Origin of the sequence: Stenotrophomonas sp. GD03794 (assembly GCF_029842145.1) — a bacterium.
GTDB lineage: Bacteria > Pseudomonadota > Gammaproteobacteria > Xanthomonadales > Xanthomonadaceae > Stenotrophomonas > Stenotrophomonas riyadhensis.
Genome location: NZ_JAOCFV010000038.1, coordinates 21,738 through 44,431, shown reverse-complemented (window position 1 = coordinate 44,431; position 22,694 = coordinate 21,738). Strand labels below are relative to the sequence as shown.

General features: G+C 67.1%; 23 protein-coding genes. 6 read left to right on the top strand and 17 right to left on the bottom strand.

Going from position 1 to position 22,694, the window contains the following annotated elements; all coding sequences use genetic code 11:
* Positions 1 to 64: 64 nt before the first annotated feature.
* From murU to N5D91_RS17495, 4 genes are all read right to left on the bottom strand, one after another.
* Entirely contained in the window at positions 65 to 775 is a 711-nt protein-coding gene (gene murU, locus N5D91_RS17510) for an N-acetylmuramate alpha-1-phosphate uridylyltransferase MurU (protein WP_180854092.1), read from the bottom strand.
* Positions 772 to 1,797, bottom strand: a complete 1,026-nt coding sequence (locus tag N5D91_RS17505; protein WP_180854093.1) for a phosphotransferase — start codon at positions 1,795 to 1,797, stop codon at positions 772 to 774. The genes murU and N5D91_RS17505 overlap by 4 nt, the downstream gene beginning before the upstream one ends.
* Before the next feature lie 64 nt (positions 1,798 to 1,861).
* Positions 1,862 to 2,131, bottom strand: a complete 270-nt coding sequence (locus N5D91_RS17500; RefSeq protein ID WP_005415577.1) for a GlsB/YeaQ/YmgE family stress response membrane protein — start codon at positions 2,129 to 2,131, stop codon at positions 1,862 to 1,864.
* A gap of 69 nt (positions 2,132 to 2,200) precedes the next feature.
* Positions 2,201 to 3,694, bottom strand: a complete 1,494-nt coding sequence (locus tag N5D91_RS17495) for a M20 family metallopeptidase (RefSeq protein WP_180854132.1) — start codon at positions 3,692 to 3,694, stop codon at positions 2,201 to 2,203.
* 199 nt (positions 3,695 to 3,893) lie between these two features.
* On the opposite strand from N5D91_RS17495, the gene N5D91_RS17490 reads away from it, so the two are divergent.
* The 5 genes from N5D91_RS17490 (at position 3,894) to N5D91_RS17470 (ending at position 8,229) form a co-directional block, all read left to right on the top strand.
* Entirely contained in the window at positions 3,894 to 4,220 is a 327-nt protein-coding gene (locus tag N5D91_RS17490) for a helix-hairpin-helix domain-containing protein (protein WP_014036262.1), read from the top strand.
* A gap of 351 nt (positions 4,221 to 4,571) precedes the next feature.
* Complete coding sequence (locus N5D91_RS17485) at positions 4,572 to 5,657, top strand: L,D-transpeptidase (RefSeq protein WP_180854094.1); 1,086 nt, start codon at positions 4,572 to 4,574, stop codon at positions 5,655 to 5,657.
* Positions 5,658 to 5,673: 16 nt separating this feature from the next.
* Entirely contained in the window at positions 5,674 to 6,399 is a 726-nt protein-coding gene (locus N5D91_RS17480) for a murein L,D-transpeptidase catalytic domain family protein (RefSeq protein WP_180854095.1), read from the top strand.
* Positions 6,400 to 6,433: 34 nt separating this feature from the next.
* Positions 6,434 to 7,045 (top strand): HutD family protein, encoded by a 612-nt coding sequence (locus N5D91_RS17475; RefSeq protein ID WP_180854096.1) that lies wholly within the window; start codon positions 6,434 to 6,436, stop codon positions 7,043 to 7,045.
* A 269-nt stretch (positions 7,046 to 7,314) separates the two neighbouring features.
* Entirely contained in the window at positions 7,315 to 8,229 is a 915-nt protein-coding gene (locus N5D91_RS17470; RefSeq protein WP_180854097.1) for a transposase, read from the top strand.
* Positions 8,230 to 8,422: 193 nt separating this feature from the next.
* Here the strand turns inward: N5D91_RS17470 and N5D91_RS17465 are convergent, their stop codons facing one another.
* The 13 genes from N5D91_RS17465 to N5D91_RS17405 form a co-directional block, all read right to left on the bottom strand.
* Positions 8,423 to 10,027: a sulfite reductase subunit alpha gene (locus N5D91_RS17465; protein WP_180854098.1), complete on the bottom strand. Its 1,605-nt coding sequence runs from the start codon at positions 10,025 to 10,027 to the stop codon at positions 8,423 to 8,425.
* Positions 10,024 to 10,995 (bottom strand): FAD:protein FMN transferase, encoded by a 972-nt coding sequence (locus tag N5D91_RS17460; protein ID WP_110714272.1) that lies wholly within the window; start codon positions 10,993 to 10,995, stop codon positions 10,024 to 10,026. Before N5D91_RS17460 ends, N5D91_RS17465 begins: the two co-directional genes overlap by 4 nt.
* Before the next feature lie 55 nt (positions 10,996 to 11,050).
* The gene (locus N5D91_RS17455) at positions 11,051 to 11,854 is read right to left on the bottom strand and encodes a DUF4198 domain-containing protein (RefSeq protein ID WP_180854099.1); all 804 of its coding nucleotides are present in this window, start codon (positions 11,852 to 11,854) and stop codon (positions 11,051 to 11,053) included.
* 122 nt (positions 11,855 to 11,976) lie between these two features.
* Positions 11,977 to 12,495, bottom strand: a complete 519-nt coding sequence (locus tag N5D91_RS17450) for a DUF2271 domain-containing protein (protein WP_005408420.1) — start codon at positions 12,493 to 12,495, stop codon at positions 11,977 to 11,979.
* Positions 12,496 to 12,536: 41 nt separating this feature from the next.
* Positions 12,537 to 13,175 (bottom strand): PepSY-associated TM helix domain-containing protein, encoded by a 639-nt coding sequence (locus N5D91_RS17445; RefSeq protein ID WP_110711460.1) that lies wholly within the window; start codon positions 13,173 to 13,175, stop codon positions 12,537 to 12,539.
* Positions 13,176 to 13,299: 124 nt separating this feature from the next.
* Positions 13,300 to 15,720 carry a TonB-dependent receptor gene (locus N5D91_RS17440; protein ID WP_180854100.1) on the bottom strand — a complete coding sequence of 807 codons (2,421 nt, stop codon included), beginning with the start codon at positions 15,718 to 15,720 and terminating at the stop codon, positions 13,300 to 13,302.
* A 146-nt stretch (positions 15,721 to 15,866) separates the two neighbouring features.
* Positions 15,867 to 16,268 carry a hypothetical protein gene (locus N5D91_RS17435; protein ID WP_180854101.1) on the bottom strand — a complete coding sequence of 134 codons (402 nt, stop codon included), beginning with the start codon at positions 16,266 to 16,268 and terminating at the stop codon, positions 15,867 to 15,869.
* A gap of 164 nt (positions 16,269 to 16,432) precedes the next feature.
* The gene (locus N5D91_RS17430) at positions 16,433 to 17,110 is read right to left on the bottom strand and encodes a Fe2+-dependent dioxygenase (RefSeq protein WP_094002066.1); all 678 of its coding nucleotides are present in this window, start codon (positions 17,108 to 17,110) and stop codon (positions 16,433 to 16,435) included.
* A 10-nt stretch (positions 17,111 to 17,120) separates the two neighbouring features.
* The gene (locus N5D91_RS17425) at positions 17,121 to 17,840 is read right to left on the bottom strand and encodes a tetratricopeptide repeat protein (RefSeq protein ID WP_180854102.1); all 720 of its coding nucleotides are present in this window, start codon (positions 17,838 to 17,840) and stop codon (positions 17,121 to 17,123) included.
* 68 nt (positions 17,841 to 17,908) lie between these two features.
* Complete coding sequence (locus tag N5D91_RS17420) at positions 17,909 to 20,197, bottom strand: TonB-dependent receptor (protein WP_180854103.1); 2,289 nt, start codon at positions 20,195 to 20,197, stop codon at positions 17,909 to 17,911.
* Between the two features lie 152 nt (positions 20,198 to 20,349).
* Entirely contained in the window at positions 20,350 to 20,754 is a 405-nt protein-coding gene (locus N5D91_RS17415; RefSeq protein WP_180854104.1) for a hypothetical protein, read from the bottom strand.
* Between the two features lie 203 nt (positions 20,755 to 20,957).
* On the bottom strand, positions 20,958 to 21,290 hold the full coding sequence (locus N5D91_RS17410) for a non-heme iron oxygenase ferredoxin subunit (protein ID WP_180854105.1): 333 nt from the start codon (positions 21,288 to 21,290) through the stop codon (positions 20,958 to 20,960).
* A complete protein-coding gene (locus tag N5D91_RS17405; protein WP_180854106.1) occupies positions 21,287 to 21,826 on the bottom strand; it encodes a GNAT family N-acetyltransferase in 540 nt (179 codons plus the stop codon). Before N5D91_RS17405 ends, N5D91_RS17410 begins: the two co-directional genes overlap by 4 nt.
* A gap of 208 nt (positions 21,827 to 22,034) precedes the next feature.
* Between N5D91_RS17405 and N5D91_RS17400 the strand changes: the two genes are divergently transcribed.
* Positions 22,035 to 22,685 carry a transposase gene (locus N5D91_RS17400; RefSeq protein WP_180854107.1) on the top strand — a complete coding sequence of 217 codons (651 nt, stop codon included), beginning with the start codon at positions 22,035 to 22,037 and terminating at the stop codon, positions 22,683 to 22,685.
* The last annotated feature ends 9 nt before the right edge of the window (positions 22,686 to 22,694 follow it).

Here is a 22,694-nt window from a genome sequence, read left to right as displayed (position 1 = left end):
CGCCCGGCCAGCTCACAATGCCAGTCGACTAACAGTCGACTCTACGCGACCAGCCACGAGGGGCTCAGCCGTTCGCCGCCAACTCAGCATCCAGCGCGCGCAGGCGATCCACGGTCCCGACATCGGTCCAGCGCCCGCGATGGTGCTGCCCCGTCATCAATCCCTGCGCCATGAAGTGCTTCTGCAGCGGCACCACCGAGAACTTCGGCGGCAGCCGCTCGCTGCCCGGCGCATCACCGATCACCGCGCGCCAGTCGGCCACGATCGATGGACGGTACACGCCGATACCGGCATAGGTCAGGCACGGGCCTTCGCGGTCGTGGTGCAGCAGCCCCTGTGCATCCAGACGGTAGTCGCCGTCCGGGTGCTGTACAGGGTTGTCGACCAGTACCAGATGCGCCTGGCCCTGCGGTTCGCGCGGCAGCGTGGCGAAATCGAAATCAGTCCATATGTCGCCGTTCACCACCAGGAACGGGGCGTCGCCCAGCACCGGCAGTGCATTGAGGATGCCGCCGCCGGTTTCCAGCGGGGTCTGCCCTTCGTACATGAAATGCAGGCGCAAGCCCCATTGGCTGCCATCGCCCAGCGTCGCTGGAAACTGTTCGGCCAGCCATGCGGTGTTGACCACCACCTCGCGCACACCGAGTGCGGCCAGGCGTTCCAGGTGCCAGACGATCAGCGGTTTGCCGGCCACTTCCAGCAGCGGCTTGGGCGTGTGCAGGGTCAGCGGGCGCATGCGCTCGCCCAGGCCGGCGGCAAAGACCAGCGCTTTCATCGGGCCACGCGCATCGGTGTGGCCAGCTCGGCCAGCGCCGGCTTGATGCGGTCGTCCAGCAGCTGCTGCAGCGGCGCCAGTTCGCGGTAGCGCGGCAGCACCTCATCCAGATAGGTGATGAAGCGCGGTGCATCGTCCAGGTAGTGACCCTTGTTGTCGCGGTAGCGCAGGCGGCAGAACAGGCCAAGGATCTTCACGTGGCGCTGGATGCCCATCCAGTCGGCATCGCGCAGGAAGGTGGCGCGGTCGGGCACCGGCAGGCCGGCGTCGCGGGCACGCTCGTGGTACTGCGCCAGCCACTCGTCCACGCGCTGCAGCGGCCAGCTCAGAAACGCGTCCTTGAACAGGCTCATCGCATCGTAGGCGATCGGGCCACGCACCAGGTCCTGGAAATCCAGCACCGCGGGGCCGTCGTCGACCGGCATCAGGTTGCGCGGCATGTAATCGCGGTGGGTCATCAGCTGGGCCTGGCCCAGCGCGTTGTCCATCAACCGGCGGTGCACCAGCTGCAGCCCTTCAATCTCGCCACAGTCCAGCTCCAGCTTCAGGTGGCGCTGCAGGAACCATTCGTCGAACAGGCCGGCATCGCGCTGCAGCAGCGCTTCACCGAACTGGCCGAAGTCGGCCGGCACCGGAATCGCCTGCAGGCGCAGCAGCTGTTCGATCGAACGGCCGAACCATTCATCGGCATTGCGCTCGTCGAGGATCCTGGCCAGGGTCGGGCCGCCGAGATCTTCCAACAGCAGGAAGCCGGCATCCAGGTCCTGCGCCAGCAGCGCGGGCACGCGCAGGCCGTTGTCGTGCAGCAGGCCGCGCATGCGCAGCCACGGCCGCGGATCTTCCAGTCCCGGCGGGGCGTCCATCACGATGTGGCTGCCGCGCGTGCTGGTGGTGCGCCAGTAGCTGCGCATGCCGGCATCGACCGAGGCGCGTTCGACCACCGCGTTGGCATCATCGAGCTGGGTACGGGCCCACTGCAGGCGCTGCGCGCTGCGCTGGGGATCAGAGGCGGGTTCGGTCATGCAGGCATATCCGGGCGCGCCGGGCGCGCCAACGTCGGCAACAGGAAGGGAAGGGGGAGCGGCGTCAGCGGCGGCCGCTGAACAGGCGCAGGACGGCAAGAACGGCTACCGCGCCCACCACCGCACCGAGGAAACCGGCCGGTTCGCCGGGGGCGTACCAGCCCATGTACTGGCCGAACCAGCCGGCCAGCAGGGCACCGAGAATGCCCAGCACGATGGTCAGCAGGCAGCCCATGCGGTTGTTGCCGGGCATGAAGAAGCGCCCGAGCAGGCCGACGAAGAAGCCAACCAGCAGGATGTACAGCCAGCTGCTGCTGCCGAACAGACCATTCATGCGCGCGGATTCCGCTTGAGTGTGGACGCAGCCTAGCAAGGCCAGGCTGCGTCCGTCACGGGTGCCGGATCAGCAGCAGCCGTGGTCGCCGTGGCGGGTGCCGCTGTCGGCAGCCACCGGCGAACCGCTGGTCTCGCCGCGCAGGCTGGCGGCGTAGTGCTCGCTGATCACCTTGGACACGCAGGCGGTGACCTTCTTGCCCATCGGGATGTGCAGGAACTCGTTCGGGCCGTGCGCGTTGGAATGCGGGCCGAGTACGCCGGTGATCATGAACTGGGCGCCCGGGAACTTCTCACCCAGCATGCCCATGAACGGGATCGAGCCGCCTTCGCCCATGTACATCGCCGGCTTGCCGAAGAAGGCCTGGCTGGCGTCGTCGATGGCCTGGGTCAGCCACGGCGCCATCGCCGGCGCGTTCCAGCCGGTGGAGGCCTTTTCCAGGTCCAGGGTGACGTGGGCGCCGTTCGGCGGATCGCGCAGCAGCGCTTCCTTCAGCAGCTCGCCACAGGTCTTGCCATCGGCGGTCGGCGGCAGGCGCAGCGACAGCTTCACCGAGGTCTGCGGGCGCAGCACGTTGCCGGCCGATTCCAGCGCCGGCATGCCACCCACGCCGGTGACCGACAGTGCCGGACGCCAGGTGCGGTTGAGCACCAGTTCGGTCAGGTCTTCGTTCATCGGGCGCAGGCCGTCGACCATCGGGAACTTCTCGAAGATCTCGGTATCCACCACTTCCGCGGCGCGCTTGGCCTGTTCCTGGCGCTCGGCCGGAATCTCAACGTTCATGCCGTCGATCAGGATGCGGCCGGTGTCCTGGTCCTCGATGCGCGACAGCAGCTGGCGCAGCAGGCGGAAGCTGGACGGCACCACGCCGGAGGCATCGCCGGAGTGCACGCCTTCATTGAGCACCTTCACAGTGAAGTTGCCGCCGGTCAGGCCGCGCAGCGAGGTGGTGCACCACAGCTGGTCGTAGTTGGCGCAGCCCGAATCCAGGCAGACCACCAGCGACGGCTTGCCGATGCGGTCGGCCAGATGGTCGACGTAGGCCGGAAGGTCATAGCTGCCCGACTCTTCACAGGCTTCGATCAGCACCACGCAGCGCGCGTGCGGCAGGCCTTGGGCCTGCAGCGCCAGTACCGCAGCCAGCGAGCCGAAGATCGCGTAGCCGTCGTCGGCGCCGCCGCGGCCATACAGCTTGTCGCCGCGCAGGACCGGGGTCCACGGGCCGAGGTCGTCGTCCCAGCCGGTCATTTCCGGCTGCTTGTCGAGGTGGCCGTAGAGCAGGATGGTGTCGTCGCCAGTCTCGGCGCCGGTGGCCGGAATTTCCAGGAAGATCAGCGGGGTACGGCCTTCCAGGCGCACCACTTCAACCTTCAGGCCGGGCAGCTGCTGGGCCTTGGCCCAGTTCTCCATCAGGGTGACCGCCTGTTCCATGTAGCCGTTCTGCACCCAATTGGCGTCGAACATCGGCGACTTGTTGGGAATGCGGATGTAGTCGGCCAACTGCGGGACGATTTCGCTGTCCCACTTGTCATTGACGAATTGGCCGAGCTTGGCGCTGTCCATCTGAAACTCCAGTTGCATGGGCTGATCCGCCCATTCTACGCCTGTGCTGCGGGTAGGGTTTTTCCTACATCACGTCGGGTATTTGGCTGGCTTACGGAAATCCGGGAAACCGATAGGCTGTGCACATGTGGTGACGGACACTGTTCCTGCCGACGGGATTGCCGGTCGGGACGGCCAGAATCACAGGGAGATACACGTCGTGCCTTGGTTTGTCGTGTTGAGGGCACTGGTGCTGGTCGTGGGGATCGCTGGGGCGCATGCCGCCGAACCGATCGACATCAACCGCGCCGATGCCCAGGCGCTGCAGCAGGGATTGACGATGGTCGGAGCCGCCAAGGCCGAGGCGATCGTCGAGCACCGGCGCAGACACGGCCCGTTTCACCGCGTCGAGGACCTGACGCAGGTGAAGGGGATAGGGAAAGCAATCGTCGAACGGAATCGACAGCGGATCACCGTAGGCAACAGGCTGTTGCCGGCGGATCCGGTACCCGGATCGGTACCGGTGCGGACCGTACCCAGGCGCTGACAGCAGGAATCGTCGGAACCGGCAGGAGGCTGGTTCACCGGACACGGGCAGGAAGGCCGTGACCACCGACCGCCGCAGGATGCGGCACCAATCACCAGGATGGTGGCATCACAGACCTGTGGAAGGGGCTGAGATACAAACAGGACAGACGCGGCCGCGTGCAGGATGCATCGCTACCCCCACTGCGCAGGATGCGAGGGGGCGGCAGCAGGCCGACAAGGACGTAACGATTGCCCGGTACGACACATGGCTGTGTCGCCGGGCAGTTTCATTTCCGGCGCCTGGTTTTGCCGTGGCCACCACGGGCCGATGGTGTACGGTGGCCGCTCCGCATGGAAAGGACACCGCTGGATGCTTCCGCACCGCCCCACCACCCTGATGCTCGCCCTGGCGCTGGCGCTGCCGCTGCTGGCCCACGCCGCTGCACCGGCTGCGGCTGCCAAGCCGACGGCCGCTGCTGCCAGCACCGCCGAGGTACGCGGGCCGACCGACCTGAAGCCGGGCGAGTACCTGTGGCATCCGGAAATCTCGCCGACCGGACCGATCGTGCTGGTGGTCAGCCTCGATGAGCAGCGCGCCTACGTCTACCGCAACGGCATTGCCATCGGCCTGACCACGATCAGCTCGGGCAAGGCCGGGCACGAGACACCGACCGGTGTGTTCACCATCCTGCAGAAAGACAAGGACCACAAGTCCAACCTCTACAACAGCGCGCCGATGCCCTACATGCAGCGGTTGACCTGGGATGGCATCGCCCTGCACGGCGGCAGCCTGCCCGGACACCCGGCCTCGCACGGCTGCGTGCGCCTGCCGCAGGCCTTTGCGCAGAAGCTGTTCAGCGAAACCCAGCGCGGCGATACCGTGGTCGTGGCCGATGCCAAGAGCTCGCCGATGACGCTGGCCTATCCGTCGGTGCTGGCACCGGTCAACGCACGTGGCCAGGCCCTGCCGGAGACCGAGGGCGGGGCGCCGGCGCAGGCCTGGTGGGATGACAGCGCGGCCCCGGCCGGGCAGGTCGGCATCCTGGTCAGCCTGCACGACCAGCGCCTGTACGTGCTGCGCGACGGCGTGATGATCGGCGAGTCGCCGCTGAAGGCCGACGCCCTGCCGGCGTTCCAGGGCACCACCCTGTTCGTGATGGGGCAGGGCTACAGCGATACGCCCAGCCCGTTGGACGCGAACCAGCGCCTGCACCAGTGGACAGCCTATCCGCTGCTGGGCCAGGACCGTGCCCAGGCCACCCCGGACCTGCTGGCCACGCCCTCGCTGCCGATGGCGCTGCCGGCCGATTTCGCCCGTCAGCTGTACCAGGTGCTGGTACCGGGCACGACCCTGCTGGTGACCTCGCTGCCGGCGGTCCGCCCAAGCCCGGCTGAATCCGGAATGCAGCCGGTCTTGGAATCCGAGCCGCCAAGGTCCACCCTCAAGGGCAACTGAGTCTCTCGTTGTGCCCATGACTGCATCCCGCCTGTGCCGGCTGGCCGCGTTCGGCCTGCTGGCGACCTCGGCCAGCGCCCCGGCGCTGGCACAGAAGCCCGCCCTCGCCACCAGTGCCGATGATCTGGCTGCCCTGCTGTCGCGCAGTGCGCCCAAGGCCGACCGCCACGTGTTGCAGCTGGCGGCGCACGCCATGCGCTGCGCGCTGCAGCGGCCGGAGCTGGGCATCAATGGTGATCGCCTCAGCGTGATCGATTATTCGCGGCCGTCCACCGAGCCGCGTCTGTGGGTGTTCGACCTGGCCCACCAGCGCCTGCTGTTCGAGGAATGGGTGGCGCATGGCCGCAACAGCGGTGAGAACCGCACCGAACACTTCTCCAACCGCGATGGCAGCTTCATGTCCAGCCTCGGCGCGTTCACCGCGCAGGAGACCTACATGGGCGGCAATGGGTATTCGCTGCGCCTGGCCGGGCTGGAGCCGGGCTTCAACGACCGCGCGCGCGAACGCGCCATCGTCATCCATGGCGCCCCCTACGTGAACCCGGCGACCGCGCAGCTGCAGGGACGGCTCGGCCGCAGCCTGGGCTGCCCTGCGGTACGCCTGTCGGTGGCCAAGCCGCTGATCGACGCATTGCGCGGCGGCACGATGGTGTTCGCCTACTACCCCGACCAGGACTGGCTGAAGCACTCGCAGCTGCTGGGCGGCGAGTGCGGTGGCCAGGGTACGCTCGCCACCCGGTGATGCACGACGGCGCGCAGCATGATGCAATGCGCCGATGAACATCGACTCCCTGCTGCACACTCCGAGCCAGGTAATCTCCAGCCTGGACTATCGCCGCGAACGTTGGCGCAACGGCCTGGGTTGGACCCGCGAGATTCTGCGCCTGCCCGCGCAGGGGGATGACTGGGCGCTGCGCCTGTCGGTGGCCGAAATCGAACAGGATGCCGCGTTCTCTGCCTTCCCCGGCGTGGAGCGCGAACTGGTGTTGCTGCAGGGCAATGGTGTGCGTCTTCGCTTCAAGGATGGCCGTGTGGCCGAGGTTCTGCCGCCGCACGGGCGCGTGCGCTTTGCCGGCGAGGACGCGCTGCACGGCGAACTGGTCGATGGCACCACCCACGACTTCAACCTGATGTGGAAGCGCGAGTTGCTGCAGGCCGAACTGCTGCACCGGCCGCTGGTGGGCACGATGTTCTTCTTCTGCGAACCGGGCGTGGCCTGGGCGCTGCATCTGCTGGCCGGGCACGCCGAATTTGGCGCCGACAGTGGCTTGCCGGCGCTGCAGGCGGGAGACACTGCGTGGTTGGCGGCCGGTGAACGGCAACGCCATGCGCTGCAGGGTGGGGGCGAGTTGCTGGCGATACGGGTGAGTGCGGCGACGATGGCATGACCGTGTAGAGCCGAGCCCATGCTCGGCTGCGGTGAGGTCAGCCGAGCATGGGCTCGGCTCTTATCTCTTCCGACTCTGGCACCTTAGGTGCCGAGAGCCCGGCGCGGACGACCGTTCGGCTCTAGGTCTTTTCGATCGCTCTGTAGCAAGGATCTCCGCGCCGGTTTCTCCCTGATCCGCCCGAACAGTTGATCGAGCTGGCACCCGTACTGATAAGACTGGGCAAGCGGGGGGAGCTCTCGGCCCTGTCAGCCTAGCGGAGTTGCCCCATGTTTGGGATTGGGATCGATGTCAGTGGTGAGAATCTGGATGTGGCCGTCCATGAACAGGCCTTCCGTCAGTTCAAGAACAACAAGCGGGGCTGGGCCAGTCTGATCAGATGGTTGCAGCGGTGGCCAGCCAAGCAGGTTGTGCTGGAGGCCAGCGGTGGCTACGAACAGAAGGCGCTGGATGCATTGCACGAAGCCGGCCTGCCGATGGTTCGGATCAACCCCGGCCGTGGCCGCAGCTTCGCCTCGGCCACGGGAAGGCAGGCCAAGACCGATCGCATTGATGCCATGGTTCTGGCTCACATGGCCGACGCCCTCAAGCTGACCCGTTACGTACCCCCGGCCGCTTGGCAACGCCGTCTGGGTGAGCTCTGCCAGCGCCGACGCCATCTGGTCCAGATGCGGGTGAGCGAGCATCAGCGCATGCGTGCGTTCAGCGAACCCTGCCTGATTTCAATGCTGAATCAGCACCTGGACGAGATCCAGAAAAGCATCAAGCAGCTCGATGCCACCATCGCAGCACTCCTGGCCGAGCAGGACGGGTGGCGTGACTTTGCCAAGCTCAAAGGCGCCGGTCCGGTACTGATGGCGACCTTGGCCTGTGAGCTACCGGAGCTGGGCAAGCTCAGCGGGAAAGCCATCTCGGCCTTGGTAGGGGTTGCCCCCATGAACCGCGAAAGCGGCACCTGGAAGGGGCGACGGAGTATCACCGGTGGCCGCGCCGTTGTACGCGAAGCGCTCTACATGGCGGCGCTGACCGCCAAACGCTATGAGCCCCGGCTCAAGGAATTCTTTGAATCCCTCGTCAACCAAGGCAAGCCGGGCAAGGTCGCTTTGGTCGCGGTAATGCGCAAGATGCTGGTGATCCTCAACGCCCGCAAACGGGAAGCGGAGGCCCAGATGGCCTCCGCCTGACAAGACAGTTGCTACAGTAGATCCACGCCGTGCGTGGATGCGGCCACCGATACCGCGTCATGGTGCGAACCAAGGTTCGCACCCACCAGAAATCGGTTCGCACTCACCAGAAGGCGATTCGCATCCGCCAGAAGGCGATTCGCATCCGCCGAAGTGGAGCAGTACATCCACGCCATGCGTGGATGCGGTGGCCTCAATACACATCGCGCCGGTAACGACCGGCCAGCAACAGCGCTTCTTTGCCCACGGTACCCAGTACCTGCTCGATCACTGCATCCACGGCCGGCGCCATGCCCTGCAGGCTGCCGCAGACTAGGATTGTCGCGCCTTCATCCACCCACTGGTGCAGCGTTGCCGCTTCGGCCAGCAGCCGGTCCTGCACATAGCGATGCGCGCCGCCGTCACGGCTGAACACTGCATCCAGCCGCGCCAGCGAGCCGTCCGCCAGCATCGCCTGCAGTTCTTCGCCGAAATGGAAGTCGTGCGCGGCGGTGCGCTCACCGAACAGCAGCCAGGTACGGCGCGCGCCCTGCAGCGCGCGTTCGTGCAGGTGCGCGCGCAGTCCGGCGATGCCGGTGCCGTTGCCGATCAGCAGCAGCGGCACATCGGCGGGCACGCCCTGGAAATTGTCGTTGCGGCGCAGGCGCAGTTGCACCGGTTCGCCGATGGCGGCGTGGTCGCACAGCCAGCCGCTGCCGATCCCTGGCGTGCCATCGGCGCGCAGCTGGCGGCGCAGCAGCAACTCCACCGCGCCGTCGGCCATCACCGAGGCGATGGAATACTCGCGATGGGGCAGTGGTTGCAGGGTCGCCAGCAGTGCGGGCAGATCACCCGGGGGAACCAATGAGGGCAGGTGCGAGCGCTCGATACGGGCCAGCAACGCCTGCCCGTCATCCAGCACCGTGTCGGCATTGAAGCCCTGTGCATCGAGCCAGGCGCGCGCGCTGTGGCGTGGGTGCTGCGGGCCGATCTCGGCGATGTCACCGGCCTGCCACTGCACATCGACGCCAGGCGGTGGCTGCAGGCGCAACCAATACACCGGACCACCGGGGCTGCCCTGATTCAGATGCTCACGTTGCAGCAGCGTCCACGGCTGATACTCGGCCGGGCTCCAGTCGGGCAGTTCACTGGCGCCGCCGCCAAGTTGTCCCAGCAGCTGCTGCCAATGGCGCAGTGCCGCCGGATCGGCGTTGTCGACTTCGATCGCGTCGAACAGCGGATGCGCGCCATGCTGGCGCAGCCAAGTGTCCAGCTGGTGGCCGAATCCGCAGAAGTGGCCATAGCTGCGGTCGCCCAGCGCGAGCACGCCGTAGTGCAGGTGCTGCAGCGGGGGCGGGGTGGCCATCACCCCGCGCAGGAACGGCAGGGCGTGGTCGGGCGGGTCACCCTCACCGGTGGTGCTTGCGATGAACAACGCGCGCTGGCTGGAAGCCAGCAGTGCTGCATCCACCTCATGCAGTCCGCGCACACGCACCGGCACGCCGGCACCGCGCAGGGCCTCGGCGCTGCGCTCGGCGAGTTCGCGGGCGAAGCCGGTCTGGCTGGACCAGACCAGCAGGATCGGGGGCCTGTCACCGGTTGTGGCATCGTCGCGCGGGCGCCCTCGCCACCACAGTGCAGCGCAGGCCAGCGCATACAGCGCCGTGGCGATTCCCGCGATCTGCGCGTGTCGCACCGGTGGCGCGCCCTGCCACCACGCTTCGCCGAGATGCAGGCGCAGCAGCGCCCAACCGATCAGCGCCAGCAGGAGCAGGACCAGAGTGTTGCCGAGCCACGCGCGCGATGGACGTGCGCTCATGCGTCCTGCCCGTCGAGCAGGCGCTGGAAGGCGCTGCTGAGAAATTCCTGCGGGCCTTCTGCGGTGCGTTGCAGGTAGCGTGCAGCCAGTCCTTCGCGTTCGGCCAGCGCCATGCCCTGTTCGCGACCCAGCACGGTCAGTGCGGTGGCCCAGGCATCGGCGCGCATGGCGTCGTCGGCCACCACGGTTACTGCCGCGGCAACCTGCCGCACCGGCCTGCCCGTACGCGGGTCGAGACTGTGGCTGTAGGCCTCGCCACCGGCCTGGTACTGGTGCCAGCGATCGCCGGAAGTCGCCACCGCCTTGCCGTCCAGCGCCAGCACCCGTGGCGGGGTATCGGTGTGCACGTCTTCTTCCGGTGCGGATTCCACCAGCACGCGCCACGGCTGGCCGTCCGGTTTGCGGCCGTAGCCGGCCAGCTCGCCACCGACTTCGATCAGCGCGGCAGTGATGCCCTGTGTGCGCAGCCACGCAGCGACATGGTCGACGCCAAAGCCCTTGGCGATCGCAGAGAGATCCAGTTCCAGTCCGCCCGGTTGCAGCAGCGCATCGTCCTGCCACTGCAGGCGCTGCCAACCGCAGCGATCGCGCGTGGCCTGCAGGGGAGCGTCGTCGGGCTGCCGGCGTTCAGCGGCATGTGCACCGAAGCCCCACAGCGCAACCAGCGGACCGATGGTGGGATCAAAGGCGCCGTCACTGGCGGAAGCGATGGCCTGTGCGCAGGCCACAACGTGGCGCGTTTCGGCGGGCAGCACGCACCATTGGCCGGCGTCGGCGCGGTTGTAGCGGCTCAGATCCGAACCGCGCTCCCAGGTACTCATCTGCGCGACCACCTCGTCCAGCCGCGCCTGGATGCCGGCATGCAGCGGGTGCAGGTCGCGCTGGCGCGACGCGACCAGCGACACACTCCAGGTGGTGCCCATGGTGGTGCCACCGAGGCGGGCGATGTCGAGCAGGGGATCGGTCATGGTGGTGTGCTGCAGGCGCGATGCCGGGGCCTGCCCGGCATCGCGGTCCACGTCATTACTGCGGCAGCACTTCCAGCGTGGCGACGTAGCTCAGGCGGCGCTTGGCGACCTGCTTCACCGACGTCTTGTTGTCTTCGGTGCCGGTCTCCAGCCAGTACATGCCGGCTTCCGGCCAGGTCACCTTGATCTCGCCCTTGGCATCGCTGGTCAGCTTCAGCTCGTCCTGCGCGTTGCGGTAGCGGGTGGCGCCACGCACGATCTCGAACTCCAGGCCGGCGGTCGGCTTGCCATCGACCAGCACGCGGAAGGTGGCTTCCTCGCCGGCGAACAGATCGTTCGGGTGGCCGACGGCGACCAGCTCGATGCCACGGTTGGTCGGCTTCAGCGCAGTATCGTTCGGCGCGCCGTTGGTGACGAAGGTCTCCACGCGGCCGACCGACTGGCTCACTTCCAGCTTCTTCGCGTCTTTCGGCAGTTCGCCGAAGGTAGCCACGCTGCCGCGCCAGCGCTTGCGCTCGCCGTTCTGCTCGTAGGTGGCGAACAGGCCGTCATTGACCGACGCAATGCGGTAGGTGCCCGGCTGCTTCAGCTCGACATCGAACACGCTGCGGTACTTGCCGGTGGACGCGTTCTGCGGCTGCACGGTGCTGCCGTCCGGCGCGGTGATCACCACCGACTCCAGGCGCAGCGGCACGTGGTTGAAATAGAACAGGTCATTGGAGACCGCACCGTCGACGGTGATCCACGGCGCGTTGCCGGCGATCACGGTCTGTGAGGGCAGCAGCCAGGCCTTGTGGGCCAGGGCGGAGAAGGGAAGGGCAGCGGCCAGAGCGGCGGCGAGGACGAGCGTGCGCTTCATGCGGAAGACTCCAGTTGGAAGGGGGCGGATCCCTTTCCATCGGAAAGGGCTCTGACCCCGGGGGATAGGGCGATGGGGTCAGAGCCCTTCCTGCGGAAGGGATCCGACCCCGGGTCAGGCGGTCAAGGTTTGACGGCGAGGGTGACCTGGCCCAGTTCGGTGGCGCCCTGCGCCTTGCCGTTCTGCGCGGCGGTGGCCGGCCAGGTGAAGGGGATCTTCAGCAGTTCACGGCCGCCGACTTCGCGCACTGCTTCCACCACCAGGGTGTAGTTGCCGGGGGCCAGCTGCTTCAGCGCCGGCTGCCTGTCGTTGAACGACAGCGCGTGCTTGCCGGCCGGGCGGGTCGGGCCGGTCACGCCGTCCACCGGCACCTGCAGGGTGCGGCCGCTCTTGCGCCACCACTGGCGCAGGTCGGGCAGCCACTTGGTGCCGTGGCCTTCGCTGTTGCTGGTCTGCTGGTACCAGACCGACAGGTTGGCCGCGACCTTCTGGTCGGCGCCTTCCAGCCACACCGCCACGTACGGGCGGTGGTACTCGGCCACGTTGAGCTTGGGCACTTCGACGTTGATGTCGAGGGTGGTGGCGTAGGCCGGCGAGGTGGCCAGCAGGCCGCTGAGGGCGATGGTCAGGGTGACGCGCATGGGGCGGCTCCGGGGAAACGGATGGAATTCATGGGGGGACGTCAGTGGATCAGCAGCAGGGCGATCAGCAGCGGAATCATCAGGCCGAGGCCGACCAGCGGCCAGGTCATGCGCCGCTGCCGCGCATGCAGGTGCAGCAGGAACAGGCCGGTGATGCAGAACACCAGGCAGGCAACGGCGAACAGGTCCAGGAACCAGCCCCACGCCGGGCCTGCGTTGCGGCCCTTGTGCAGGTCGTTGAGGTAGGACACCGCGCCGCGCGAGGTTGATTCGTACTCCACCGCGCCCGTTTCGCGATCGATGCTCAGCCAGGCGTCGCCGCCGGGGCGCGGCAGCGACAGGTAGATCTCTTCGGCCGACCACTCGGCCGGGCGCCCGCCGATGGCGATGCCCAGCTGCGTGTCCAGCCATTGCCGTGCCGGGCGCGGAATCGGCGCGTTGCCGTCTTCGCGCGTGCCCAGTTGGCCCAGCAGTTCGGCGGGCAGTTCCAGATGCTGGTTCTGCACCTGGGGCTTGGCCTCGATCTTCGCCGCATGGTTGAGGGTCAGGCCGGTCACCGCGAACAGCAGCATGCCGATCAGGCACACCGCCGAACTGATCCAGTGCCACTGGTGCAGCGTCCGCAGCCAGAAGCCACGGTTCTGTTGCTGCTGCACGGTGGAGGAGGCAGGACGGCTCACGGCACGGTTCGGGGCTGACGGGGACTGCCCATTACATCATTGATGAGAATAGCTCGCAATTGCGTATCGTTCTGTATCCCTGGGGGATTGCCGGCCAGCGGCCGGCACTACCGGTGCGTGGCGATCAGAACTTCGCGTTGAGCGAGATCCAGTAGCTGCGGCGCTGGTCCTTGGTCGCGTAGTCGTCCACGCAGCTGAACTCGCTGGGATTGAGCAGCAGGCACGACTGCGAGACGAAGTCCTTGTCGAACAGGTTGTTGACCCGCGCGTTGACCGTCAGCCATGGCGTGGCCTTCCAGCTGCCCCCCAGGTGGAAGATCGTGTAGTCCTCGTAGTAGCGGACATGGCGGGCGCCGGTGCTGTCGATCAGCGTGTCGCGATAGCGGTCGTAGCGGCCCTCGCCGATCAGCGACAGGCTGATCGCATCGTTGATCTGCCAGTTGAGGCTGGCGTTGGCCATGTGCTTTGCCGGCGTGGTGCCTGAGATCGGGCGTCCCTTGTCGGGGCCGCTGGTCTGCTCGCTCTTGGTCCAGGTGTAGTTGCCGCGCAGCTGCAGGGTGTCGAGCAGGTCGACGTGGCCGGCCAGTTCCGCGCCGCGGGTCTCGGCCTTGTCGATGTTCACGCTCTGGGTGAAGGTGCTGTAGCCCAGTGCCGCCCAGCCCGGGCCGATGTCCACGCAGTAGCCACTGCCGGCGCGGGCCACTTCGCAGTTCGGGAAGGTGCCGCCGCTGGCGATCTTGTCCTCGAATTTGTTGAAGAAGCCGGTGACGTTGAAGCCCCAGCGCTGGCCTTCGTAGTACGCGGCCAGCTCGTAGTTGGTGCTGGTTTCAGGCTTCAGGTTCGGCGAACCCACCAGCGGCAGCACGCCCTGGCCACCGAAGCCGGTGATGCCCGGGAACAGCTGATCCGGTCGCGGGGTCTTGTAGCCGGTGCTGACACCACCCTTGAAGGTCCAGGCGTCAGTGGCGTTCCACACCAGGTAGCCGCGCGGGCTGACATGGCTGCCGAACACGTTGTGGTCGTCGTAGCGCAGGCCGAAGGTGGCGGTAAGGGTGTCGGTCAGCGACCAGTTGTCCTCGGCGAACAGCGCCCACATGCGGTGCTTCTGCTTGGTGTTGCTGCGGTAGCCGGCGCCATCCATGCCGAACACACCGTCGATCATGTCGGTGTCGTTGTACTGGCCGCCGACGGTCAGCTTGTGCGCGCCGAAGTCGAGGTCGAGCATGGTGTCGAGCACGTAGCCTTCCAGCTCCATGGTGCGCAGCGGACGCGGCAGGAATGCCTGCAGGCGTGCCATTTCGCTCGGGTTGAGGGCGGCCAGTGCATTGCCACGGCCGGCCGCGCAGTTGTTGGCGCCGCCGGTGCGGCGGCAGACGTCGTTCCAAAGGGTCTGCAGGTTGGCGCGTTCGTCCAGGGTCAGCGGCAGCGAGCGGCCCAGGTTGCTGCTCTTGCTGTGGGTCAACGAGGTCTGCCAGGTGCCGAAGCTGTAGCGGCCCTGGTGGGTCAGCGACAGCTGGTCGCGCTCGTAGCGCTGGTAGGCGGTGTAGCCCACGCGCGGCTGCACAACGCGGCGGGTGACGGTGCCGCTGCCGTTCGGATTGGGGATGACCGCATTGCCGACGCGCCACAGGCTGGCCAGGCTGTCGAGGGTGCCGGTCTGGCCCTCGCTGTTGTCGTACTTCTGCCGCGACACGTCGTAGTCCAGCCACAGTTCGTGGTCATCGTTGACGTGGAAGTCCAGGCGTACGCCGGTGTTCCAGTTGGTGTTGGCCACCGACTTGCCACCGCCGCCGAAGCCGATGCTGCGCTCCCACAGGCTGCCGTCGGGCAGGGTCAGTGCATCCCACTCCGGATTGGAGGCCTTGGCGTCGTAGTAGCTGCCGCGCACCGCCAGGCTCAGGCGGTCCTTCAGCAGCGGGCCACTGAGGTAGACGTCGGTGGTGCGTGCATCGCCGAACTGATCGTCCTGCTGCACGGTGAAGCCCTGGGTCACGGCGCCGTGCCAGCTGTCCTGGTTGCGTCGGGTGATGATGTTGATGACGCCGCCCATTGCATCCGAGCCATACAGCGTGGACATCGGGCCGCGCACCACTTCGATGCGCTCGATGGCATCCAGCGGCGGCAGGTAGGCGAACTGGCCACCGCCGAAGTTGTTCGGATACAGCTGGCCGACATTGCTCTGGCGGCGGCCATCGATCAGTACCAGCGTGTATTCGGAGGGCAGGCCACGCATCGAGATGGTGGCACGACCGTTCTTGTCGCTGGCTTCCAGGCCGACGTCGATGCCTTCAACGTCGCGCAGCGCGTCGACCAGGTTGGTGTAGGGGCGCTTGCTGAGTTCTTCGCGGCTGACCACGCTGATGCTGGCCGGGGCGTCGACCACCTTCTGCTCGAAGCCGGAGGCGGTGACCACCACCTTGTCCAGCGTCTGTGGCGCACCGGAAGCGTCACCGTGGGCGAGGGCAGGGGTGGTCATGGCCGCCAGCACGGCGCTGGTCAGCAGGGTACGGGACAGGGACGAACGGACACGATGGCGCTGGGCCATGGCAGTTACCTCGAAGGGTGCAGGGTGGTGCGATGCCTGGCGCGAACGGCACGGCATGCACGGGGAGGCCCGGTCAGGGGCGGCAGGGATGAAACAGGTAGCGGCGCGCGGGCATGACCGCGCAGGCGGTCACGTCGGGCCGTGGATCAGGCGAGCGGCGGCGCCTGGCCGCGTTGCTGGCGACGCCCGGGCGCATCGGCCCAGGGCGTGTCCGGAGCGGCCAGCGGCCAGTCCGGGCGCACGCCGGGCATGGCCGGCGTGGCGGGTACGAGTTCGAGTTCAGTGCGCAGCCATTGGCTCGCCAGCAGCAGTGGCGGACGTGCCTTCTCGGCCGACTTCACCGGAGCGGATGCGCAGCGGCGCAGCTTGGCCGGTGCCTCTTCCTGCAGGGGGCCTTCGCCACCGCGCTCTTCCAGCGGCATCTGCACGGCCATTCCGGCCTGGGCGTGCGGCAGCAGCGGCAGGGTGCCCAGCAGCAAGGCCAGCATCGCCACCCACGCCAGCAGGCTGGCCAGCGCAGGACGCTGGCCGCGCATGGCGGTGCCCATCTTGCGATGGATGAGCGGGCGAGGGCGAAGCGGGCGCAGCAAGCAGGGGTCCCCAGGGGTCTGCCGGCAGTGGCCGGCATCAACGGGGCGTGATTGTAATGAGAGCTGTTAGCTGTTGCAAATGAGAATGATTGCTAAAATGTCGCAGGCTGACCCGACGGGGCTCAGACTTCGCTCCAGCGCCGCAGCAGGTTGTGGTACACGCCGGTCAGCTGCAGGACCGCCTCGGCGTCACCGCCGGTCTGCCGCAGGCGCTCGATCGAGCCATCCATTTCCCACAGCAGGCGGCGCTGCACATCGTCGCGGATCATGCTCTGTACCCAGAAGAACGAGGCCACGCGCGCACCGCGGGTGACCGGCCGCACCTGGTGCAGGCTGCTGGACGGATACACGATCAGGTCGCCGGCCGGCAGCTTTACCTCGTGCTCGCCGTAGGTATCGCTGATGATCAGCTCGCCGCCTTCATATTCGTCCGGCGCCGACAGGAACAGGGTGCAGGAGATGTCCGAGCGCAGCTGTTCGCCGTTGGCCAGGTTCATCACCGCACCATCGACGTGGAAGCCATAGGTGCCGCCACCGCTGTAGCGGTTGAAGCGCGGCGGCAGGTACTTCAGCGGCAGCGCCGCGCTGAAGAACAGCGGGTGCCGGGCCAGCGCGACAAGGATGATTTCGCCCAGTTCGCGGCGCAGCGGTGAGGCCTCGGGCAGCTGCTGGTTGTGCTTGGCCTGTGCGCCCAGGTGGCCCACGGTTTCGCGGCCATCGGTCCAGTCGGCGGCGTCGAGGCGGCGACGGAAATCGGCCACCTGGTCGGCGCTGAGAATGTCGGGGATGTGCAGCAGCATGCGGGACTCCTCAGAGGGACGGCGGTGCGACCAGGGCGCGCACCTGTGGATGCGGCGACGCGGCCAGTTCCGGCACGATGTGCGCCATGAACGCCGGGCTGCCGTGCGCCAGTGCGAGCCGCAGCCAGTGCACGGCCTGTTCGATCTGGCCGGCCTGCAGCAGGATCGAGGCGTAGTTGGCCTGGCCGCGGAAATCACCGGCTTCGGCGGCGCGTTGGTACCAGGCGAGCGCCGCCTGCGGATCGGGTGCGGTATCCAGCCCGTCTTCGAGGTGGCGGGCCAGCAGGTTCATCGATTTGGCATGGCCCAGGTGTGCGGCACGGGTGTACAGGGCCAGTGCCTGTGCGCGATCCTGCGTCACGCCGCGGCCGGTGGCCAGCAGGTTGGCCAGGTTGTACAGGCCCCAGTCCAGCCCGGTGTCCGCCGCGCGCCGGTACCACACCGCGGCCAGCGTGGGATCGGGCGCGGTGCCCTGGCCCAGTTCGTGGCAGCGTCCCAGCATGTTCATCGCCATCGGCGCGCCGTTGTTGGCGGCGGTTTCGTACCAGAGCAGTGCCGCCGAGGCGTCTTGTGTGGTGCCTTTGCCTTCCATGTGCATCTGCGCGAGCAGCAGTTGTGCGTCGACCTGACCGGCCTGCGCGGCATCGCGAACGTGCGCGAACGCCGCTGCCGGTTCGTGCTGCAGCAGTTCGGCCAGGGCGTCGCTGTCGATGGGAGTACGGGTAACCATGGAGTGAGTATCGCCGGAAACAAAAACGGCGGCAGGAGACCCTGCCGCCGTGGTGGAGCGGAGTTACATCAGAACTTCACGTTCAGTGCCAGCGTGGCAGAGCGACCCGGGGCGATGCTCGCGTAGTGCGAGGCATAGGCCTTGGTGAAGTAGGTCTTGTCGGTCAGGTTCTGCACGTTGAGCTGCAGGCTGATGTTGTCCTGGATCGCGTAGCTGGCCATCGCGTCGAAACGGGTGTAGCTCGGGATCCACTTGGTGTTGGCAACGTCACCGTACTGCTTGTCCGAGTAGAACGCGCCGGCGCCGACGGTCAGGCCGATCGGGAAGCGGTAGGTGGTCCACAGGTTGGCGCTGTGCTTGGCGGTGTTCGGGAACTCGTTGCCGTTGTTCGGCGACGGCACGTAGACGTTGGACGGGCAGGTGCGGCCCACCGGTGCACCACAGACGAAGCCGTTGTCCTTCAGTTCCGAGTCCAGATAGGTGTAGCCGCCGTACAGGCTCCAGGCGTCGGTCAGCTGTCCGTTGAAGCCCAGCTCGAAGCCATTGATTTCCTTCTTGCCGGCGTTCTGGTTGTTGCCGTTGTCGACGGCCACGCGCGCGTTGTTCAGCACGGTGTGGAAGATCGCAGCGGTCAGGTTCAGGCGGTTGTTGAACAGGTCCCATTTGGTACCCAGTTCGAGGTTCTTCGTATCCTGCGGCTTGAGGTTGGCGATGCCTTCGTTGAGGCCGTCCGCGCCATCGCCGCCATCCATGCCCGGCGGAGTCGAGGAGGTGCCGTACGACAAATAGATGCTGCCGTTGGCCATCGGCTTGAAGACGACGCCGGCCTGATAGTTCAGGAAGTCGTTGTCGTTGCGCGCACGGGTCGGGGCCTTGCCCTGCACCGGCGTGGTCAGCGTTGCGGAGTAGTCGTCGTAGCGCAGGCCGACGTTGAAGCTCCACTGTGCATTGAGCTCGATGGTGTCGAACAGGTAGGCCGACTTGGTCTTGGTGCGCTGCTCGACGTCCAGCGCCTTGTCGCTGCGGTACACCGAATGGGTGGCCGCCCACGGATCGCGCGGGTTCGGGTTGGCGAAGTCGGTGCAGTTGTAGCCGGTGGCCGCGCCCGTGGTCGGGCACTTGCTGTTGCCGGTCAGCGGGTTGCTGGTGCCCGGCGTCATCAGGTAGCTGCCGCGGGTCATCTTCTCGTCGCTGTATTCCACGCCAGCGCTGTAGCTGTGCTTGAGCGCGCCGGTCTGGAAGGCGCCGGTCAGGCCCAGCTGGTCGGCGAAGCTCTTGACGTCGACGGCACGGGTGTTGGTACGGCGCCACAAGGTGCCGTAGTTGTTCGGGTTGCCTTGGCTGTCGTCCGGCTGGGTCCACAGGTAATCATTGCTGGTGTTGCCCAGGCGCGCGATGTTGCGCAGCTTGTGGCCGCCGAAGTCGTAGCTGGCATCCAGGGTGCTGATGTCGGCACGGGTGCGCTGGAAGTCACGGTCGACCAGGCCGTAGTAGTTGTTGCGGTCCGGGACCATCGGGCGGCCATCGACCCACTTCGAGGCCGGTGCACCGTTCGGGTTGCCATACGGGAAGCCACCCGCGTCCGGCAGGTCATCGCTCTGCATGTGGTAGTGGCTGGCGATCAGCTGCGCCGGGCCGTTCAGGCCGAACGCGATCGATGGTGCGATGCCCCAGCGGCTGACATTGGCAGCGTCACGGCCGGCGATGTCCGACTCGTGCTTCATCAGGTTCAGGCGGGCGGCGATGCCATCGCCCAGCACGTAGTTGGCGTCCACGGTGCCGCGCGCGTAGCTGTCGGTGCCGATGCCCATGCTGGCGCTGGTTTCGTTCTTCAGCTTCGGCGTCTTGCTCACCAGGTTCAGGCTGCCACCACCGGAGTCACGGCCGCCGTAGGCCGAGCTCGGGCCCTTGACCACTTCCACCTGCTCCAGGTCGAAGATCTCGCGGGTCTGCGAGCCGACGTCGCGCAGGCCGTCGACGAAGATGTTGCTCTGCGAATCGAAGCCGCGGATGAAGGGGCGGTCGCCGGTCGGGTTGCCGCCTTCGCCGGCGCCGAAGGTGATGCCCGGCACCATGCGCAGCGCATCCTGCAGGTTGGTCGCACCGGTTTCGGCGATCAGCTTCTCCGACACGATCGACACCGACTTCGGGGTGTCCAGCAGCTCGGCGGTGAACTTCGGCGAGGACGGGTTGAACCAGCTGCCGCGCACCTGCACCTTGTCCAGGTCGGTGGCCTTGCGGGAGCCGTCGGCGCTGTCGGCGGCCTGGGCGGCCAGCGGTGCGAAGCCGGCGGCCAGGGTGGCGGTGGCGAGCAGGGAAACGCGCGGAGCGTGCTTGCGGGACGTGATGTGGGTCATGGCTGTAGGTAGTGGCTTGGATCGGGAAAGGGCGAGGGCGAGCCGGCGCAGATGGGCATGCGGCGACAGGCGGGAAGTGGGTTCTGTAGAGCCGAGCCATGCTCGGCTGGCAGGAAACGCAATCAGGCGCACGGCAACGGCCGCAGGGCGCCTCAGCTGGCGTGCGGTACGGGCGGTGCGTGGCCGGGGTTCAACCGAAGCGCGGGATCATGCAACTGCCAGCGCAGGGCATTGGAGCGCCACAGCGGGATACGCGCGACCAGAGCAGCGCGTGCAGGGACCAGACCGGTGCAGGGCGAGGTGCCCTCGCCATCGAACGGAGGCTCCGGTGCTGGTACGGCGTGCTGCGGGCATTCGTCGGCTGGCGGTTGCGGCAGCGGCATCGCCTGCAGCAGATCTTCAGCGTGTGCCTGCCAGCCGTGCGCGGCCGGATCGCCGCCACGCCCTTCGTGCAAGGCCGACCAGCCCAGCAGCAACGTCAGCAGCACGGCCACGAGCAGCGGCCACCCTTGGCGGGCGAGCTGGCACAGCGTGGCGGTGGGCGCGGGCGAAGCCATGGCGCAGGGGCGATGTCGTTACGAAGATGTTACGTAGAATAACATCAACGATAATGATTCGCATATGCGCAATCGGGTGGGCGATCTGGATGGCCCGGAAGGGCCCTGGGGCGCCGCTCAGGACACTCTGGTAGACCCGCCCCATGGGTGGATGCTCTTCGGCAGGGGCGTCCGAGGGCATTCCCAGCAGGCCGAACGCCGTCTCAATCGCGGTCGTCGCGGGTCCAGACCGCGTCGTGCTCGCGCTTCACAGGGAACTTGGGCACAGGGCTGTAGGCCGGGGCGCACAGGGCACGGCCGTCGCGCACGTCGAAGCGCGCACCGTGCAGCACGCATTCCACGCTGCCTTCGCTGGTGTTGAACTCCCCCGAGGACAGCTCGAACTCCTCATGGGTGCACTGGTCTTCCAGGGCGTACAGCTCGCCGTCGAGGTTGAACACCACGATCGGCGTGCCGGTCACCTCGTCGAACACGCTCTTCATTTCACCCGGCAGCAGTTCGGCGCCGGCGCAGACGAAGGTCCAGGCCTCGCTCACGCGACGGCTCCGGCCAGCGGCTTTTCCAGGATCTCAAAGCGCAGGTCGTCGCGCTTGGGAATACCGAAGCGTTCGTCGCCATAGGGGAACGGCTTCTTGATGCCGGTGCGCTGGTAGCCGCGGCGTTCATAGAAAGCGATCAGCTCGTCGCGCACGTCGATCACCGTCATCTGCATCACCGGCACGTTCCATTCGCGCGCCGCATGCGCTTCGGCAGCCTCCATCATCTGCTTGCCGACCCCGCCGCCCTGCTGGGCCGGGTCGACCGAGAACATGCCGAAGTAGCCCTTGCCGTCGACATCGGCGACATGGGCGCAGGCCACCAGCTGGCCCTCGCGTTCGGCCAGCAGGATGGTGGAGCGCGGGCGGTCCAGGTCGGCCTGGATGCCTTCGGCGTCGATGCGGGCACCGTCCAGCAGGTCGGCTTCGGTGGTCCAGCCGACGCGGCTGGCGTCACCCCGGTAGGCCGAGGTGACCAGGGCGATCAGGGAGGGGATGTCGGCCGGCGTGGCGGCACGGAAGGTCAGGGTGGTCATGGGCCCATTCTAGGTGGGGTGGGGGCGGGCGCAAATGGGGAGGTAGGGTCAGATCCCTTTCGCAGCGCGAAAGGGATCTGACCCCGGCGTCTACTGACCCAACGGCAGGCTATGGACCGACTGGCACGGGCGCGGAGTTGGCAGATGCTCGGGGTCAGATCCCTTTGTGCAGCAAAGGGCTCTGACCCCTCAGCCCCAGGAAACGCTCATGCCACGCCCCCGAAGGATCGATGCGCCCGGATACCCGCAGCATGTCGTCCAGCGCGGCAACAATCGCCAGCCCGTGTTCTTCACGGATGACGATCGCGTGGCCTACCTGCGTCTGCTGTGTCATCACGCAGACCAGCAGCACTGCCGGATTCACGCCTATGTGCTGATGGACAATCACGTCCATCTTCTGGCGACGCCTGATGTCTCTGGCGGGCTGTCGCGGATGATGCAGGCCGTGAGCCGGGCCTACGTACGTCGGGTGAATGGTCAGCAGGGCCGCACCGGCACGTTATGGGAGGGGCGCTTCCACTCCACGGTGGTGGATACGGATCGCTATCTGCTGGCCTGCCAACGCTACATCGAGCTCAACCCGGTTCGGGCGGGGAAGGTGGCTCATCCTGGTGACTATCGCTGGTCGAGCTATCGCGCGAATGCACGGGGACGGGCAAATGCACTGCTCGTACCGCATTCGGCATTCGAGTTCATTGCTGCTGATGCGGATGAGCGGCACAGACGCTATGCGGAGTTCATCGCGCAGGGCATTCCTGCCGGGGATCTGGTGGCGATGCGTGGCGCGCTGCAGTCGCAGCGGCGGCTGTCGGGGCCGTTGATGGGGTCAGAGCCCTTTCGCGATGCGAAAGGGATCTGACCCCGCTGT